Source organism: Spirosoma taeanense (assembly GCF_013127955.1).
In the GTDB taxonomy this organism is placed as follows: Bacteria; Bacteroidota; Bacteroidia; order Cytophagales; family Spirosomataceae; genus Spirosoma; species Spirosoma taeanense.
On record NZ_CP053435.1, the window covers coordinates 412,734 to 428,526 of the forward strand.

The window sequence follows — 15,793 nt, forward strand, 5'->3', positions numbered from 1 at the left end:
ACTTTATCAATCGGGTAGAAATGGCAATGGTATTACCCGTAGTTCTGCGCTAAAATTCTGTTCCGGGCTCGTCTACCTTCGTCTCGCTAAAGCCGTGATACGCACGGCATCGCTTTACCTTAAACCCTATTAAGTCAATGGAAGCTTTAGTGGATGACAAACTCACCAGGATTCAGCTGGACGAACTGCTGGTGGGACGGAAAACGTTTTTGGTCAATCAGAACATTGGGGAAGCGCTCAAATTCCAGGGCATTAAGTTCTGGGAAGAGCTAACCTGCGTCGGCTATCAGCCCGATACCCAACGACTGACGGCTCTTTTTCAAATTAAACAGCAAACGGGCTATAGCGGCCCTCTCTGCAGCCGCTCCTCGTTTGAACACGTTCGGTTCTTTGTGGACTTCGGCAGCGGATTCCAGAACATGGGTTACGTCAGCACGAAAGTTGCCGACATCACCGATACGCCCGCCAGTCCGCCACACCCGCTGACCTATGCGGTTCAGCTGCACATTGAAGATGAGCGGTACAGGAAGGCCCTAAGCTGTAATCTGGCCGTTATCCCGACCGTGCGGGCCGTGTTGTCGTGGAATGTGGTGCCGTCGACTGATCCAAATGAATTGCCGGCCTATGGTAACCGGCTCGATCGCAAGATTCAATTGAAACGCAAATCGTTCTTTAATCTGGCGGAACTGATCGATCATCAGCAGATTAAGATCAAACCTGATCTAGTGGCATCGCTTAACCTGGACGAGCCCATTAAAGCGCTCTCGACGCAGAATCCTTCGTTCGCTGAACTGTTCAAGCAGAACCAGACGGCCAATGTGCCGGCTCACCGGACGCTCTTCAGCACGGCCGCTGCCCTGTCGCAGATGGCGACCCTACCCGCCAATACACCTCTGTTCAATGTAGGTGATATTGCCAAGGTGGGTATCAACATCAAGGATATTACCGACCTGTTGCTGAAAGACCCGAACAAAGCCGACACAACCTTTGAAGAGCTGATGTGCGTCGGGCTGAATACGCCTGCCGATACACTAAGCGCCGTGGTGAAAATCAAACGTAAGTCGGGTTTTAACGGCAACCTCTGCAGCCGGGGGTCGAAAGAGCACGTTGCCTTCTGGGCCGACTGGGACAATAACGGTACGTTTGAGCACTACATCGGTACAACAAGCTTCGATGCCCACGACATTGACAACATTCCGGCCGAGGGGCTGGATTATGCCGTAACGCTTCCGTTCAACGTATCGGACCGGCTGCGGCCGTGCAAAGTTCCGCAGACGCTACGTATCCGGGCCGTGCTGTCGTGGCAGACGCTGCCCTCTACCACCGACCCGAACCTGCTGAATTACTGGGGTAACCGGCGCGATACCGTCGTGCAGATCCGGCCGGGCATCGGTACAAAAGGCAAGGTGGCATCGGTCGTTACGTACGTGGGTGGTGTGCCGCGGGAAGACATCGACCCAACGGCTTTCCTGTACAACTACCGCCCGACAAGTCCGACGCCCGCCAATAACCGGCCGTGGGGTGGGGCAGTTAGCTTTAATGGCATCATTGACCGGGGCGGATTTGGGGGCGATATTCGCTATAAAATTCTATTCAAACCGGCATCGCAGCCCGACAGTTTCTATCAGCCCGTTTCCTTGCACGAGTCCATCCGGATGTATGATTTTGGAACAGCCTCGTTCAGTAACGACGTACAGACAAGCCCGGACGGCTGGTTTGTGTATCGACAGAATCCGGCTGCGGGGCTGTTTAACGTAAACAACTATTTCGCCACCTGGCAGGCGGGTTCACTGCCTGACGGGGCCTATACGATCAAATTCCTCTTCACCGATGAGACCAGCACGGAGCAGCAGGGTGACGTTTTCACGATGATTATTCATAACACGCCCATGACAGTCAGTCCAACGGCTAATACGGCGGTGGATACGGACTTTACGCTGGACCTGGTGATTGACGGGGGCGACTGCCACTCAACCTCAACGGCCACGCCCGACCTGAATGGACACGTGCGCGCAATTCACCCGTATTTTGCGTCGTGGGAACTACGTCTGGAGCCGCAGTCGCACGTGCATGGGGCCGCTCCCAGTCCAGATGATCGCAGTTACAATACGCTGGGTGATACGGGCGATGCCAACGGCGTGTGGACCCTTAACACCGGACCACTCGACCCATGCGGTTATACCGTCTCGTGCATCGCTAAAACGCGCGTAATCCTGAACAGTAATCCCGGCTATTTCCCGCAGTACGGGCCTAAAGCCGTTGGCTTTGCCAAACTGCCGTAAAGAAAGTGTTTAGGCAACAAATTGATTACGCCCTGTCTCGGGAACCTTCCCGAGACAGGGCGTTTTGCTTATGGCTCAATAGCTATGCTCCTCCAGCTTGACTTTCCCGCGGAACGTCCAGAACATAAACACCGTGTAGGTAGCTACCAGCGGCATGCCGATAAACGCAAACAGCAGCATAGTTCGCAGCGAACCGTCTGACGACGCAGCCTCGTAAATACTGATATGGCCGCGGGGGTCAACGTTCGACAGAACAAGGTTAGGGTACAGCCCCATCGCAAACAGAATCAGCAGCAGGGCCGTCGTAATGGCCGACGAGATGAACCCGCGCCGGTACTGCCGTTTCTCGATGCTCCGGCGGATATTCAGCACGATTAAAACGGCCGCGACGGGCAGAACAAATAATTCCGGATACGCTTTAAAAATGGCTGTCATGTGCGGTACGTAAATGAGCGTTGCCAGCGACGTTGCTATGAAGCACAGGATGAAAAACTTGCTGGTGTTATTGGCAATGATCGTTAGCTTAGCGTAAATCCGGTCTTCGGTTTTCATGATGAGGTACATGGCTCCGTGCATCATGAACAGCGACAGCACCGTAATGGCAATCAGCCCAGCGTAGGGATTGAAAAAGTCGCTCAGCCGCCCGACAAACTCATGATTGGCGTTCAGCGGAATTCCCTGGATCATATTGCCTAAAATCAGCCCCAGCAGCAATGAAATAACGATGCTGGAAATCGAATAGCTGATATCCCAGGTGGTACGCCACCAAGGCATTTCTTCCTTGCTCCGGAATTCGATTGATATAGCGCGGAAAATAATTGCTACCAGAAACAGGATAAACGGCAGATAAAACACCGACAGAATGGTGCCATAAACCAGCGGGAAAGCCGCGAATAAGGAACCGGCTCCGATAACGAGCCAGACTTCGTTACCGTCCCAGACGGGGCCGATGGCGTTGAGGGCAATACGTCGGCTTTGCTCTTTGCGAAAAAACAGGTGCAGCGCTCCGGCCCCCAGGTCAAAGCCGTCGAGAATGCCGTAGCCGCTAATGAGTGCGCCAATCAGCAGAAACCACCAGGTGGGCAAATCAATACCAAGAACAGTATCCATGGGTAACAAGTGAAAGAGTGATTAAGCGAAAGAGTGAATGAGTGAACTGCGAGCAACTAACTGCTCATTCACCAATTCACCCTTTCGCTCTTTAATTAAGTACTGGATTCATCCGGGAAGAGGGTTCGTGCCGGTCGGTTTCTACGTCGGGGCCGTGCTGAATCTTTTTGTTCAGCAGGTACAGGAAGAGCGCGAACAGCATGACGTAGATGAACGTAAACAGAATCAGCGAGCCCAGCACGTGTTCGGCCTTGACGGCCTGCGACAGCGCGTTGGACGTACGCAGCAAACCGTAAACGACCCACGGCTGCCGCCCAACCTCGGCGGTGTACCAGCCGACCTGATTGGCAATCTGCGGCAGCAGAACCGCTCCCACAAAAACGCCCATCAGCCAGCGCGTCTGAAATAGCTTCTTTTTATAGAGCAGGTACAGACTGAACAGCGACAACCCGATCAGGGTCATGCCGATGGCCACCATCAGGTGGTAGGTCTGGAATACAAAGTTGACCGCCGAAGGACGATTTTCGGGCTTGAAACTGTTCAGGCCGGGAATGGGCTTATTAAAATCCTGATGCACCAGAAACGAAAGTCCGCCCGGGATTTTCAGGCCGGTAGTTGCCTGCTGCTTTGCATCGACCCAGCCCAGCAGATACATATCGGCCGGGGCCGATTTCTCGAAGTGCCCTTCCATGGCGGCCAGTTTGGCGGGTTGGTATTTGGTGACCACCTCCGCCGACTGATGGCCCGTAAACAACTGCCCCAGCGACGATACGGCCGCAATCCAGAGCGCAATCCGGAAAGCCGCCTGCGCGTGAGCCAGGTACTGTCGCTTCAGGATATACCACGCGCTGACGCTCAGTACCAGAAATGATCCCGCCAGCAGCGCCCCGATCAGCACATGCGAATACCGCTCGACGGACGACGGATTGAAAACCATGGCCCAGAAGTCGGTCACGATGGCGCGGGCCTGCATGCCTGTGCCTTCAATCCGGTACCCGGCGGGCGTTTGCTGCCACGAGTTAGCGACAACAATCCAGAGCGCCGAGAAAATCGACCCCAGGGCAACCAGCACCGTTGCCAGAAAATGCACCCGCGGGCTCACCCGGTTCCAGCCGAACACGAGAATACCCAGGAAGGCCGATTCCATGGCGAAGGCAAAAATACCCTCGGCTGCCAGCGCCGAACCAAAGATGTCGCCCACGTAACGGGAGTAGGTGGCCCAGTTGGTGCCAAACTCAAACTCCATGACGATGCCCGTGGCAACGCCGATACCGAAAATGAGCGCGAAAATTTTGACCCAGAAGCGGGTCAGCTCTTCGTAAACCTTGTTTTTTGTTTTAAGATACAGGCCTTCCATCACAACCAGACAAACGCCGAGACCGATACTCAGGGGCGGGTAGATGTAGTGAAACGCGATGGTGAAAGCGAACTGAATCCGGGAGAGAAGCTCCACATTATCCATAAGCGTAGCGATAGCCGGGACGGGTCGCCGAAGCCGCGCACCGACTCCAACGACGGTGCGCTCCAGCGAAGCAGCTACCACCCGAAAGGTACAACCGGGCGCTCAGATGGCAGTGGAAAAGAGACGGGTTTTGCCAAAAAAAGAGCTAAAAATGGCGTTCCTTAGTTGCCGGTAAATGGTTATACTAACAACCTTGTATTAATCCGATGCCTTTGTGCAATCTGTAAAGAAATTAACCCTTGCCCAGCAAATCCGGAATTACGCCATCGCGTTCTACCAGACGCAACGGAATGCGTTCGTTATCCTCATTACGCTGCTCATTGCGCTCTACGTGCTGACCGGCCCCGACCAGGCCGACGATATGATTACCGCCGTGATTGATACGGGCGTTCTCAGTCGTCTGTTTCAATATATCCTGCTCAGTACGTTTGTCTGGAGCTGGGTTGTGTACGGCAGCACGCGGATGATTCTGCACATCTCGCCCGTTGGGCTGCGGATAAATGAGCAGTGTGATCAGTTACTGCGCTGGCTTCCCCGGCTTGGAGGAATGATACCTGCCCTGATTCTGGCTTATGCGTTCTGGCAGCCCGGTAATCTGCAACCCTATTTGCTGCTGCTCGAAAGCGGACTGATGCTGGTTTTATTCCGGTGGGTCGAAGAGCACGTATTGATTTTTGCTATGCCAAAACACTGGACGTTCCCTGAACGGTACACCAGTTTCCGGCAGGACGTAGCGGAGTTGTGGCAGCATCGGCTTGGTCGCCTGACCCTTACGGTCGGCTTATCATTGACCGTCTTTCTGATTACGCTATTCAGTTTGCCGGTCGAATGGGAAATTGCCCGGAGCCTGCGTCCTACGGCAGTTATTATTTTCGGTATTTCGCTGTTTACGTTCTGGGGTGGCCTGGTCGTTTATTTCAATGATTACCGCTACCGGCCGCTGGTCGCGCTGACGGGTCTGTATCTGGTCGCTGTCAGTGCGTTCAACGACAATACGGCTGTTCGCCGGGCTACGGCTGCGTCGGTGCCGCTCCTCAGTCAGCGACCAACTGTTGAGGCTCATTTTACGCAGTGGGTGGCCAGTCGGCGGCAGGAAGATGGCGACACAATTCCGCTGGTGCTGGTAGCGGCCGAAGGGGGTGGTATCCGGGCGCTCAACTGGACGGCGGAAACACTCATTCGGCTGGATTCAATCATTCCCAAGTTTAGTCGGCATGTCTACGCGCTCAGTGGTGTATCGGGTGGGGGCGTTGGGGCGGTATTTTATACAGCGTTTCTGCGCGATGTAATCCGGGCCGGACTATCCGAGAAGGAGCGTATTGGTCATTTCGATCAGTTCAGAACCGTAATCCGCGACGACTACCTGTCGGCCGTAACGGCGGCTTTGCTGTTTCCGGAGTCTCTTCAGCGCATCTCGCCGTTTCCGTTTGCGGCCCTGGAACGGGGAAAATGGCTCGAAGACTCCTGGGCCGATTCGTATGACGACAACCTGGGCTTCAACACACTCGATCAATCGCTGACCCAACTCTATCGGACGCCAGCGGGCTATAACTATAACCTGCCTTCGCTGCTGCTGAACGGTACCCTGGCCGAATCGGGACAGAAAACCATTACGTCGAACCTGCGGCTCGATCCCGATTATTTTAAAGACGTAGTATCGACACTCGATATCGTTGGCGCTGATGTGCCGCTCAAAACGGCCGCATCGCTCTGCAGTCGATTTCCGGTGGTCACCAACGGTGGGCTGGTGCAGAAAGATACGCTCGTCAACGGCCGTATCCGGCAGTATGGAGGCCACGTCGTAGATGGCGGCTACTTCGATAATTCGGGGGTGGAAACCTGCATTCAGTTGCTGAACAACCTGGTTCCCACGATTCGGCGGCTCGACACCGCTGGGAACGTAACGATCATTCCCTACATAGTTTTTATTCAGAACAGCAACACCATTGGCCGACTACCCCAGAAACGCTCGATCATGCAGGTCGTCCAGATTCCGCTGCTGGGTTTTTTCAACGCCTGGGACAATGCTTCGATCACGCGCGACAATATGTTCAATTCATTCATGAACCGTTTCCAGAATCCCAGAACCAATTACCTCACGCTCCGGCTGGCGTACAACGACCGATATCCGCTCGGCTGGTTCCTGTCCGACAGCGTGGCCCGGAATCTTAGCCAGCAGGCAGTTGATTCGATTAGTCTGAAAAATAAAGAAGTTGTTCGGTTAAGAGCAGCTTTCGGGCGGTTAGGGAAGTAACCCAGATATGAAAATGGCAACACCTACTTTTCTACTTTACGGGGCTAACGGCTATACCGCCCGGCTGATCATTGACCTGGCCAAATCGCTTGGAATGAAACCCGTTCTGGCGGGACGTAACGAGGCTAAGGTAAAGCCCCTCGCCGATCAACATGGCTTAGCGTATCGAGTGGCTGACCTGAATGACCGTTCGGCACTCGATGCCATACTTCAGGACGTACCAGTGGTGCTGCACTGCGCCGGACCTTTCTCGCAGACAGCCGCCCCCATGATGCAGGCCTGTCTGCGTACCCGGGCGCATTACCTCGACATTACGGGCGAAATAGCCGTCTTTGAATCGGGGATGAAACTTGACAAAGCGGCTCAGGCGCAGGGTATCCAGCTCATGTCGGGCGTGGGTTTCGACGTTGTACCGACCGACTGCATGGCCCGCTACCTCCATGAGCGTTTACCCGACGCAACGCACCTGCAGCTGGCCTTTGCCAACGACGGGGGTGGCCTGTCGCACGGCACCGCCCAGACAGCGCTTGAAGGACTCGGCATGGGCGGTATGATCCGGCAGGACGGTCGGTTGCGAACCGTACCATACGCTCACAAAACTCTGTCGGTCAACTTTGGCGACGGTCGGCTGCGGCCCTGCGTAGCTATTCCATGGGGCGATATTGCAACGGCATACTGGACAACCCGCATTCCTACCATAGAGACCTTTATGGCATCGTCGCCGGGCCAGATTCTGGCGGCAAAAGCCGGAAACTACCTGGGGTGGCTGTTTCAGAACCCGTCGGTACAGTCCTTTTTGAAACGACGTATCTCGACCAGCGTTACCGGTCCCGATGAGTCAAAGCGGCAGCGGGCCCAAACCCATATCTGGGGCAAGGTTCGGAACGCGACCGGCAACATTGCAGAAGCTCGTCTGCACGGTCCCGAAGGATACACCCTCACCGCTCGAACGTCTGTGCTCATCGTTCAAAAGGTACTCAGCGGAAACTGGAAAGCCGGTTTTCAGACACCGGCGGGTTTATACGGCGCAGATCTCGTTCTGGAAGTTGAAGGCGTCCGGCGGGAAGACGTTGGAGTATAAAGTAGGGTTGGCATCATCTCTGGAAAGTAGCTGGCTGGCTGCCTGTAAAGGCCTTGTGCCTCCCTAGGCTAACTCACTAAACGGCGCCCTTTAACAACTATTCAGGTTTATAGGACGTTAATTTGTAACTTAGTATGTTCATTTGCCTCTCGTTGCCCGATCATGAAGTCGCCGTTTGCTGCCCAGTATCCTTCTATGCCCCCTGCTACCGAGACGTTGCTTAGTCGTTCCCACGAACAGTTACAAACCGCGCTGAATGCCGGCCTGATTGCCACCTGGTTCTGGGACGTTATCCAGGATAAACTGCTGGGCGATTCCAATCTGCTGCGAATATTCGGGGTGAGTCAGGAAGCGGGCGCCAACGGGCTGCCGCTGAGCACCTTTACCGATAGCATTCATCCGGACGACAATCCGCGGGTCCAGCGGTTAATTGATGAGGCCATGGAGACCGGGGCAATTTACGAGGCAGACTACCGGGTTATTGCGCCGGATACCGAACCAAGGTGGGTTTTTGCCCGGGGGCGGTTCAGCTACGATGAACAGAAAAAGCCGATTACCTTTTCCGGGGTACTGGTTGACGTAACGGACCGAAAGCGGGCCGAGTTACGCTCACAAAGTGCGGAGAGACGGCTCCGGCTGGCGGTGGAATCGGCCAAGATGGGTACATGGGACTTTAACCCACTTACGGGTGAGCTGATCTGGTCCGACCGAACCAAAGAACTCTTTGGCCTGTCACCAGAGGCACGGGTTGATTATGATCTGTTTTTGCGGGGGCTGCATCCTGATGACCGGGAGCGGACCGATCAGGCCGTGCAGCGTGCGTTTCAACCCGGCGAAAGTGGTCGTTATGATGTAGAATACCGGACAATTGGCCTGGAAGATGGTCAGTTACGCTGGATTCAGGCAAACGGGCAGGCTTTTTTCAACGAAGCGGGCGTGGCCTATCAGTTCATGGGTACGGTCATGGACATCACCCTGAACAAACAGGCTGAAGCGGTGCTGAAACAGCGCGTGTCTGAACAAACCCGCGCCCTGGAGTATCAGGCGCATCAACTGCGGACGGTGCTGGATGCTTCGCTGAATAGTATTATTGCCATGACGGCTATTCGGGATGGGGCCGGTACCATTGTTGATTTCACGATGAATACCGCGAATGAAGCGGTTATTAAAAGCAACTTCATGACGCCCGATCAGATCATTGGTCAAACCTTATTAACGGTTTTTCCGGGGAATAAGGACAACGGCTTTTTTGATCTGTACGTACGGGTTATCAACACGGGTCAGCCAGAGCAAAGTGTTCAGTATTACCGTGATGAATTTGGATTGGAGGGCTGGTTTGAAATATCGGCCGTCAAGCAGGGCGAAGATGGCGTTGTGGTTACCTACAATAACATTACGGACCGAAAGCGCGCCGAGCTGGCTGCCGCGCAGCATGAGGCTGAACTGAAAGAGGCCAATGCCGAATTGAAACGCTCCAACGAAAACCTTCAGCAGTTCGCTCAGGTGGCGTCGCACGATCTGCAGGAACCTCTCCGGCGTATTCAGGCCTTCAGCGACATCCTGCAGAATCAGTTCATCGATAACCTGTCCGACGGAGAGATGGATATGGTTCGGCGAATTCAGAAATCGGCCCAGCGGATGCAGATGCTGATCAAAGACCTGCTGACCTATTCGCAGCTGGCTACCCAGCCGGATTCCTACGGGCCTGTTTCGCTGACCGATGTGCTGACCGACGTATTGAGCGATCTGGAGATGGTCATTACCGAAAAGAATGCTGTCGTTGATACGGCTCCGTTGCCGTCGGTGCTGGGCAGTGCACCCCGGCTGCGTCAGCTTTTTCAGAACCTGATTGCCAACGCGCTCAAGTTTACCTTGCCGGATCAGTCGCCCGTTATCCAGATTACGGCGCACTCAGCCCAGCCCAATGAGTTTCCGCTTCACTTTCAGGACTATGCTCAACAGCCATTCTGGATGATCACAGTCAATGATAACGGACTGGGGTTCGAAGAAAAATACAAAGACCGGATTTTTGTGCCTTTCCAGCGTCTGCATAATCCCGCCAGCTATGGCGGCACCGGCATTGGGCTGGCCATCTGCCAGCGGGTGGCCGAAAGTCACGGCGGCACTATTGACGTTAGCAGCGAGCCTGGTAACGGCTCAACCTTCAAAGTGTTTCTGCCAGTTATTAATCCGGTGTAGCGTAGAAGTATGCCTCAGTCAGGCCCGGCTGAAAACTGCGTAGCCCAGAAGAGTACCTGATAGGCCTTGAACGCCCGCTGAGCGCCGGACACCACTTCGTCGGGCTCCGCAACGGCCTGCTGCGTTAAAAAAAGACCAAAATCCCGCCAGTAGCGGCCCGTGGCAGGGCCGTAGCCCTGGTAAAAGCGGGCTGGCGTTAACAGCGGCTGTAAAGCCGGGTTCTGCTGTAGTAGCTTCCAGACGACGGTGCCGCCCAGCATGGACCCTTCACCTACGTAAGCCGCGCCCAGCAGTTCAGCAGGCGACCAGTCTGCAAATAATTCAGGTAAACCGGGCGGATGTGCTTCGCTCAGATAAGTCAGGTCGGACTCCAGCCAGGGCGCTTTCCGGCGGTTCACGGCTTCGTAATCCCGGAAAAAAATCGGGTAACGGTCAATGGCCTGTTCCAGCGCCCGATGGAACGCCAGGTGAATGCGCAGCAGATGGACGTATTCCGGTGCTGTCAACGTACCGGCTCGCAGAGCTTCTGCATAAAGGAGCTGTTCGGTTTGCTCATGCAGCGGGCGGGTTTCCTGCCGCAGCCGTTCTAACAAAGTGCTCATCGGTAATGGGTTCGGGTGTTATCCTGCAGCCAGAAATCATACAGTCGGCTGAGGAGCAGGCCGGTGGCCGGATAGCTGCCCGGTTTAACCACATAGGCATTGACCCCCGCTTCGTAAGCCGAACGTATATCGGTTGGGCTGTCGGAGGTGCTGAACGCAACAATGGGAATGAATCGGGTGCGCTCGTTCGACCGAATGTGTTCCATTACCTCTACACCGCTCAATCCGGTTAGATTCAGGTCGAGCAGCAGCAGTTTGGGCAACGCAGTCGGCTGGTTCTCGTACCGGCCCTGACCCGTAAGATACTCAACGGCTTCTGAGCCGGTAGTCAGTATGGTAAAGCTAATCGGACGGTTCAGTTTCCGCATCAGGCGGTTAAAGATATCTGCGTCATTAGCATTATCTTCTACGTAAAGAACGTCAACCATAAATCAAATAGTAGGAACCGCCGGGAAAGTAACTGAGAATGTGGTGCCCCGGTCCGGTTCACTATGGAACCAGATTTTTCCCTGGTGCCGGTTGATAATTCGTTTAACGATGGCCAGACCAACACCGGAGCCCTCAAACGACCGGGCGTTTTCTAACCGTTTAAACAGATCAAACATTTTACCCGCCTGCTTCATGTCGAAGCCAATGCCGTTATCTTCAACCGAGTAAATGACGTCGGATGCGGTTTGCTCACCCTGCACCCGGATGACGGCTTCCGGTTTCAAACGGGTGTATTTGGCCGCGTTGCTCAGCAGGTTGGTGAACACCTGCGTCACCATCGTAGGGTCGGCGTTGATAGGCGGTACGTCGCCAATGTCAATGCGCAGCGATCGGTCTTTGGCCGTCACCATAATCTCTTCCCGAATCCCCTGCAGCAACTGCTTCATATCAACGGGCTGCGCATTCAGGTCATTCCGGCCCATACGCGAGTAGTGCAGAATATGCCGGATCAGCGACCGCATCCGCTCGGTGGAATCGATGATTTTCTGAAACAGCGCCCGGGCGTCGGGCGTAAAGTCCTGGCCGTATTCTTCCAGCAGGATTTCCGAGTAACACCGGATCGAGGACAACGGCGTGCGCAGATCGTGCGAGACGGTATAACTAAACGCGTCCAGTTCTTCATAGGCAACCTGCAAACGCTGGTTCAGCAGCCGGATTTCGTTGGCCTGGCGGGTAACGACCTGCAGAACATCTTCCCGGAGTTTGACCACCGCCGATACCTCAGATTCGGCCCAGGACTCCGACGTATTTCGAACCGTTTCGGTCCAGGCCGCAAAGCTCGTGCGGGGACTGAGCCGGTGCTGACCATCTTCGGTTACTATAACGGGTTTCTCCGGATTGCCTGCCCAGGTAACCTGCTGAATACGTTCGGGCTTGAACCAGAACAGATACTCGTTTAATTCCTTGGATAGAACAATAGCCAGTAGCCCTGATGCTTCGGCCCGGAAGGCTTCGGCGGGTGCGTACAGATTAGGGAGCTGGTCCGTTTCGAAGAAGGTTTCGGCGTCAGTCGTTTTGAGCCAGTCAGCCAGGGCCAGAATATCGGCATCGCTGGGTGTCTTCCCCAGTTTATAAAGCTGGTTATTGAACAGCAGCGCGACTCCGGTGCCCGTTGTCAGGTTCAGTACCGTTGTCGGTTGCCGGGTTAGCGCCTGCACCACATCTTCGCTCAGGAGTAATTGCTGGTGCAGTTGCTGACCGTTCTGCCGGTATTGCTGAAGAGCAGTCTGGTCTTCCGCATCTTTGCGAAATTCCAGGGCGGCCGATAGCAACTGGCTGACGAACCGGGCGGCCTGCCGGGCAGGATAATCGACGAAGCGGGGCGTATAATTATGGCATGAAATCAGGCCCCACAACTCGCCCCGGTACAATAGCGAGATACTCATGGATGCCTGAACGCCCATGTTTTTGAGGTACTGAATATGCACGGGCGATACAGCCCGTAATACCGAATGGGTCAAATCCAGCGGCTGGTCGGCGGGCCAGTTGGGGGCCGACAGCAGGCAGGCAGGTTGACTGCCTGCATTGGCAATCAGCCGAACCAGATTCACTTTATACAGTTCCCGGGCCTGACGCGGTATATCCGAAGCTGGGTAATGAAGGCCCAAAAACGGCTCCAGATGATCTTCGCGGGCTTCGGCAATGACCTGCCCGTGCCAGTCTGCGCCGAAGCGGTACACCATTACACGGTCAAAGCCGATAATGGTTTTTACGCGTTGCGCGGTATTCTGCAACAGGTCGGCCAGTGTCCGGCTCGCCTGAACTTCTGTTAAAGAATGAGCGATTAACTGCTGATTAACAAGCGTATTATTTTCGCCCACCGGCTCCCATTCCAGCAGGATTAGGCCCTGATGCTTGTGAATAATCAGGTTCCAGTCGGTTCCATTCAGCAGAAACCGATTCGGATTCATAGACTCCCAGGACCCGTTACGGGTACCTACGTTTAGGATCTCGATTAAGGTAGCCGCCGGGAGTTTGGTTTGGGTTAAGGCAGTCTCGACAGATTGTCCGAGCAGCTCAGCGGGGGGGTGCCCAAACAGGTCGGCAATGTTCTCGCTGACATGAACGATGGTGTACGTATCAGGCAGGATAGCTATCAGATAGCCGTACGACTGGATATGGCCGAGGATATGAATCGGTTCCCGTTCGCAGTTCGTCAGGTCAACGGTCAGAGAAGTCATTAGATAACAGCACGTTGGTAAATCAGCGTAATCGTTCTGACAGGTTAGCCAGCGACTGCCGCTTAGGAGCAGCCAAATTCCTTAGGAACGTTGCGCAATATACGGATGTTTCAGCGAACCTGAAACGAAGCCGGTAGCTGTCATCAGGCGTCTCCTGTTACGTTTTACCGGCTTCGTGATCAGAAATAACCGCCTTCCCGCGACTTCAGCAGTCCTTCCGGAACCATCAGTTCCCCCGTATGAAAGTCAATCAGGCCGTTGCGTTCATCTTCGATATTGGTTGCCTGTGTGTAAACGTCGCCCGCAATGGCCCGCTTCCTTAATTCCTGCTTGAACAGGTGAATCCGGTCGGCGCGATCATCGCTATCAACCGGACCACCGTAATTGACAAAACCGAACCCGCCCCACTCGCTGACAACCAGCGGCACCTGTCGGCGGAAGAAGAATGGATCGCCGACAACCAGCGGATAGGCAGCAACGCCCTCAATATCACCTGACACTAGACGATCGAGCAGGTAACGCCAGTGTTCAACGTCGGGGGTGTAGAGGTGAGCCGTCAGCAAGTCTGATTTCAGGCGGCCTTCGGTTGAAATATGGTGCCAGCCATCGTTGTCGATCACCAGAAACTGCGGGTGGTGAATAAGCATGTAGTGGTACAGGTCAGTAATGTACCGCCGGGTTTCGGGATTGGTAGCAATGTCCTGCGCACCCCAGTCCTCGTTATACAGACTCCAGATGATAATGGAAGGGTGGGTCTCCATCAGCGTGAGCATGCGAAGCAGTTCGGCCTTGTGATTCTCGCGACTGCGCATGGTCGAGCTATGCGGGCTGGGTACTTCGACCCACAGCAGCAGACCCATCTCGTCGGCGAGGTTATAAATCCGGGGGTCGATGCCCGCGATATGTACGCGTACGAGATTACAGCCCAGTTTTTTCATGGCCGTAAAGTGGCGCTTCATTTCCTCAAACGTTGCCGTGCCGGGCTGATACAAAATACCGTCGAGGTAAATGGATTTGTTGTTCAGAAAGACGCAGCAGCCCCGGGCTTCGACCTTACGTAAGCCAAAATGCGATTCAATCTGCGTAACGAAGCCGTCTTTGTCGATGAGCTGACCTACCAGCCGGTAGAGCGTCGGCGACTGGGGCGACCACAATTCCGCATTGGGCACTTCAATGACCAGGCGCTGCTGTTTTTGGCCGGCCTCCAGCCGAATCGGAAAATCGGATGTAGCCATTGGCTCATCCGTTGGCGCCCCCTGTCCGTAAACTGTCAGCCGGATTACGTAATCGCCGGGGTCATGAATGCGCGTTGTCAGGTTAATCCTGACAATCTGATCTTCAACTATACTCACAATCCCCACGCGTGAACGCAGGCGATTCCGCCCGACCGCTTCAATCCAGACGCTGCGCACGGCGCCGGTGGCCGTCTGGTACCAGATGCCTCCGCGTTTATACACGTGCGATTCCTGCTTGCCGCGCGGAATTTCGGCATCCATTGAATCAGCAATCCGGACGGTCAACCGATTGACAGGACGTAAATATTCGGGGTTTAGCTCATACGAGAATGACGTGTACTCGCCATAATGCACTTCGTCGCCTTCGATTGTCTGGAGCGGCATGCCATTCAGCCAGACGCGGGTTTCGTAGCCACAGGCCCCGAATGTCAGCTGAAACATCGAATGACCAACCGCCGATTCGGATAAGTCGGGCAGCCTGAACTCCCGCTCGTACCAGGCAACGACTTTATCGTGCCAGGTGGAGGTCGGCTGAGCCGCATATTTGGCTTCGACCATATGGTCTTCGATGGTGCCGGGCCATTGAGCGGTGCGCTGGTATTGATAGCCCAGCTGCCAGCTGTCCTGCAGTCCCTGATCGTCGGGGTCAAGCGCGAATAACCATTCGCCGTCGAGGAGCATGTAGCCGTCGGGTCGGCGCACGGCGCGGGGAAGCGATTGGGGGTCTGCCTGGCCTGGCAGCAGCATGCTGGGCAACTGTGTCTCAGCCGTTAGACTTTCGTGGGGGAGTTCTTCCTGACTCTCGGTCAGGTTAAGGTTGGGTTGCTGTAATTCCATACGCCCTTAAACGTCAGGCAGGGGGCGGGGGTTTTGGAAACTTGTTTAATGCACATATGCAG

General features: G+C 54.9%; 10 protein-coding genes. 4 read left to right on the forward strand and 6 right to left on the reverse strand.

Going from position 1 to position 15,793, the window contains the following annotated elements; genetic code table 11:
* The first annotated feature begins 137 nt into the window (after nt 1–137).
* The gene (locus HNV11_RS01855) at nt 138–2,282 is read left to right on the forward strand and encodes a hypothetical protein (protein ID WP_171738044.1); all 2,145 of its coding nucleotides are present in this window, start codon (nt 138–140) and stop codon (nt 2,280–2,282) included.
* A 75-nt stretch (nt 2,283–2,357) separates the two neighbouring features.
* Here HNV11_RS01855 and cydB read toward each other — a convergent pair whose 3' ends face one another.
* Both cydB and HNV11_RS01865 read right to left on the reverse strand, forming a co-directional pair.
* Nucleotides 2,358–3,392: a cytochrome d ubiquinol oxidase subunit II gene (gene cydB / locus HNV11_RS01860; RefSeq protein WP_171738045.1), complete on the reverse strand. Its 1,035-nt coding sequence runs from the start codon at nt 3,390–3,392 to the stop codon at nt 2,358–2,360.
* Nucleotides 3,393–3,483: 91 nt separating this feature from the next.
* Nucleotides 3,484–4,854, reverse strand: coding sequence for a cytochrome ubiquinol oxidase subunit I (locus HNV11_RS01865; protein ID WP_171742023.1), 1,371 nt, complete (start codon nt 4,852–4,854; stop codon nt 3,484–3,486).
* Between the two features lie 214 nt (nt 4,855–5,068).
* Here HNV11_RS01865 and HNV11_RS01870 point away from each other — a divergent pair, with 214 nt between their 5' ends.
* From HNV11_RS01870 to HNV11_RS01880, 3 genes are all read left to right on the forward strand, one after another.
* A complete protein-coding gene (locus HNV11_RS01870; RefSeq protein ID WP_171738046.1) occupies nt 5,069–7,108 on the forward strand; it encodes a hypothetical protein in 2,040 nt (679 codons plus the stop codon).
* A gap of 13 nt (nt 7,109–7,121) precedes the next feature.
* Entirely contained in the window at nt 7,122–8,189 is a 1,068-nt protein-coding gene (locus tag HNV11_RS01875) for a saccharopine dehydrogenase family protein (RefSeq protein WP_171738047.1), read from the forward strand.
* 162 nt (nt 8,190–8,351) lie between these two features.
* Nucleotides 8,352–10,388: a PAS domain-containing sensor histidine kinase gene (locus HNV11_RS01880; RefSeq protein ID WP_171738048.1), complete on the forward strand. Its 2,037-nt coding sequence runs from the start codon at nt 8,352–8,354 to the stop codon at nt 10,386–10,388.
* Between the two features lie 14 nt (nt 10,389–10,402).
* Here the strand turns inward: HNV11_RS01880 and HNV11_RS01885 are convergent, their stop codons facing one another.
* The 4 genes from HNV11_RS01885 to HNV11_RS01900 all read right to left on the reverse strand — a co-directional run bounded on the left by HNV11_RS01885 (nt 10,403) and on the right by HNV11_RS01900 (nt 15,641).
* A complete protein-coding gene (locus HNV11_RS01885; protein WP_171738049.1) occupies nt 10,403–10,990 on the reverse strand; it encodes a biliverdin-producing heme oxygenase in 588 nt (195 codons plus the stop codon).
* Complete coding sequence (locus HNV11_RS01890; RefSeq protein ID WP_171738050.1) at nt 10,987–11,418, reverse strand: response regulator; 432 nt, start codon at nt 11,416–11,418, stop codon at nt 10,987–10,989. The genes HNV11_RS01885 and HNV11_RS01890 overlap by 4 nt, the downstream gene beginning before the upstream one ends.
* 3 nt (nt 11,419–11,421) lie before the next feature.
* Nucleotides 11,422–13,659: an ATP-binding protein gene (locus HNV11_RS01895; protein WP_171738051.1), complete on the reverse strand. Its 2,238-nt coding sequence runs from the start codon at nt 13,657–13,659 to the stop codon at nt 11,422–11,424.
* A gap of 179 nt (nt 13,660–13,838) precedes the next feature.
* Nucleotides 13,839–15,641 (reverse strand): glycoside hydrolase family 2 protein, encoded by a 1,803-nt coding sequence (locus HNV11_RS01900; RefSeq protein WP_171742024.1) that lies wholly within the window; start codon nt 15,639–15,641, stop codon nt 13,839–13,841.
* Nucleotides 15,642–15,793: the final 152 nt, after the last annotated feature.

What these genes read in the sequence shown, in the direction of transcription:
- HNV11_RS01855 (WP_171738044.1), top strand. Translation starts at nt 138, where the DNA reads ATGGAAGCTTTAGTGGATGACAAACTCACCAGGATTCAGCTGGACGAA.
- cydB (WP_171738045.1), bottom strand. Translation starts at nt 3,392, where the DNA reads ATGGATACTGTTCTTGGTATTGATTTGCCCACCTGGTGGTTTCTGCTG.
- HNV11_RS01865 (WP_171742023.1), bottom strand. Translation starts at nt 4,854, where the DNA reads ATGGATAATGTGGAGCTTCTCTCCCGGATTCAGTTCGCTTTCACCATC.
- HNV11_RS01875 (WP_171738047.1), top strand. Translation starts at nt 7,122, where the DNA reads ATGGCAACACCTACTTTTCTACTTTACGGGGCTAACGGCTATACCGCC.
- HNV11_RS01880 (WP_171738048.1), top strand. Translation starts at nt 8,352, where the DNA reads ATGAAGTCGCCGTTTGCTGCCCAGTATCCTTCTATGCCCCCTGCTACC.
- HNV11_RS01885 (WP_171738049.1), bottom strand. Translation starts at nt 10,990, where the DNA reads ATGAGCACTTTGTTAGAACGGCTGCGGCAGGAAACCCGCCCGCTGCAT.
- HNV11_RS01890 (WP_171738050.1), bottom strand. Translation starts at nt 11,418, where the DNA reads ATGGTTGACGTTCTTTACGTAGAAGATAATGCTAATGACGCAGATATC.
- HNV11_RS01895 (WP_171738051.1), bottom strand. Translation starts at nt 13,659, where the DNA reads ATGACTTCTCTGACCGTTGACCTGACGAACTGCGAACGGGAACCGATT.
- HNV11_RS01900 (WP_171742024.1), bottom strand. Translation starts at nt 15,641, where the DNA reads ATGCTGCTGCCAGGCCAGGCAGACCCCCAATCGCTTCCCCGCGCCGTG.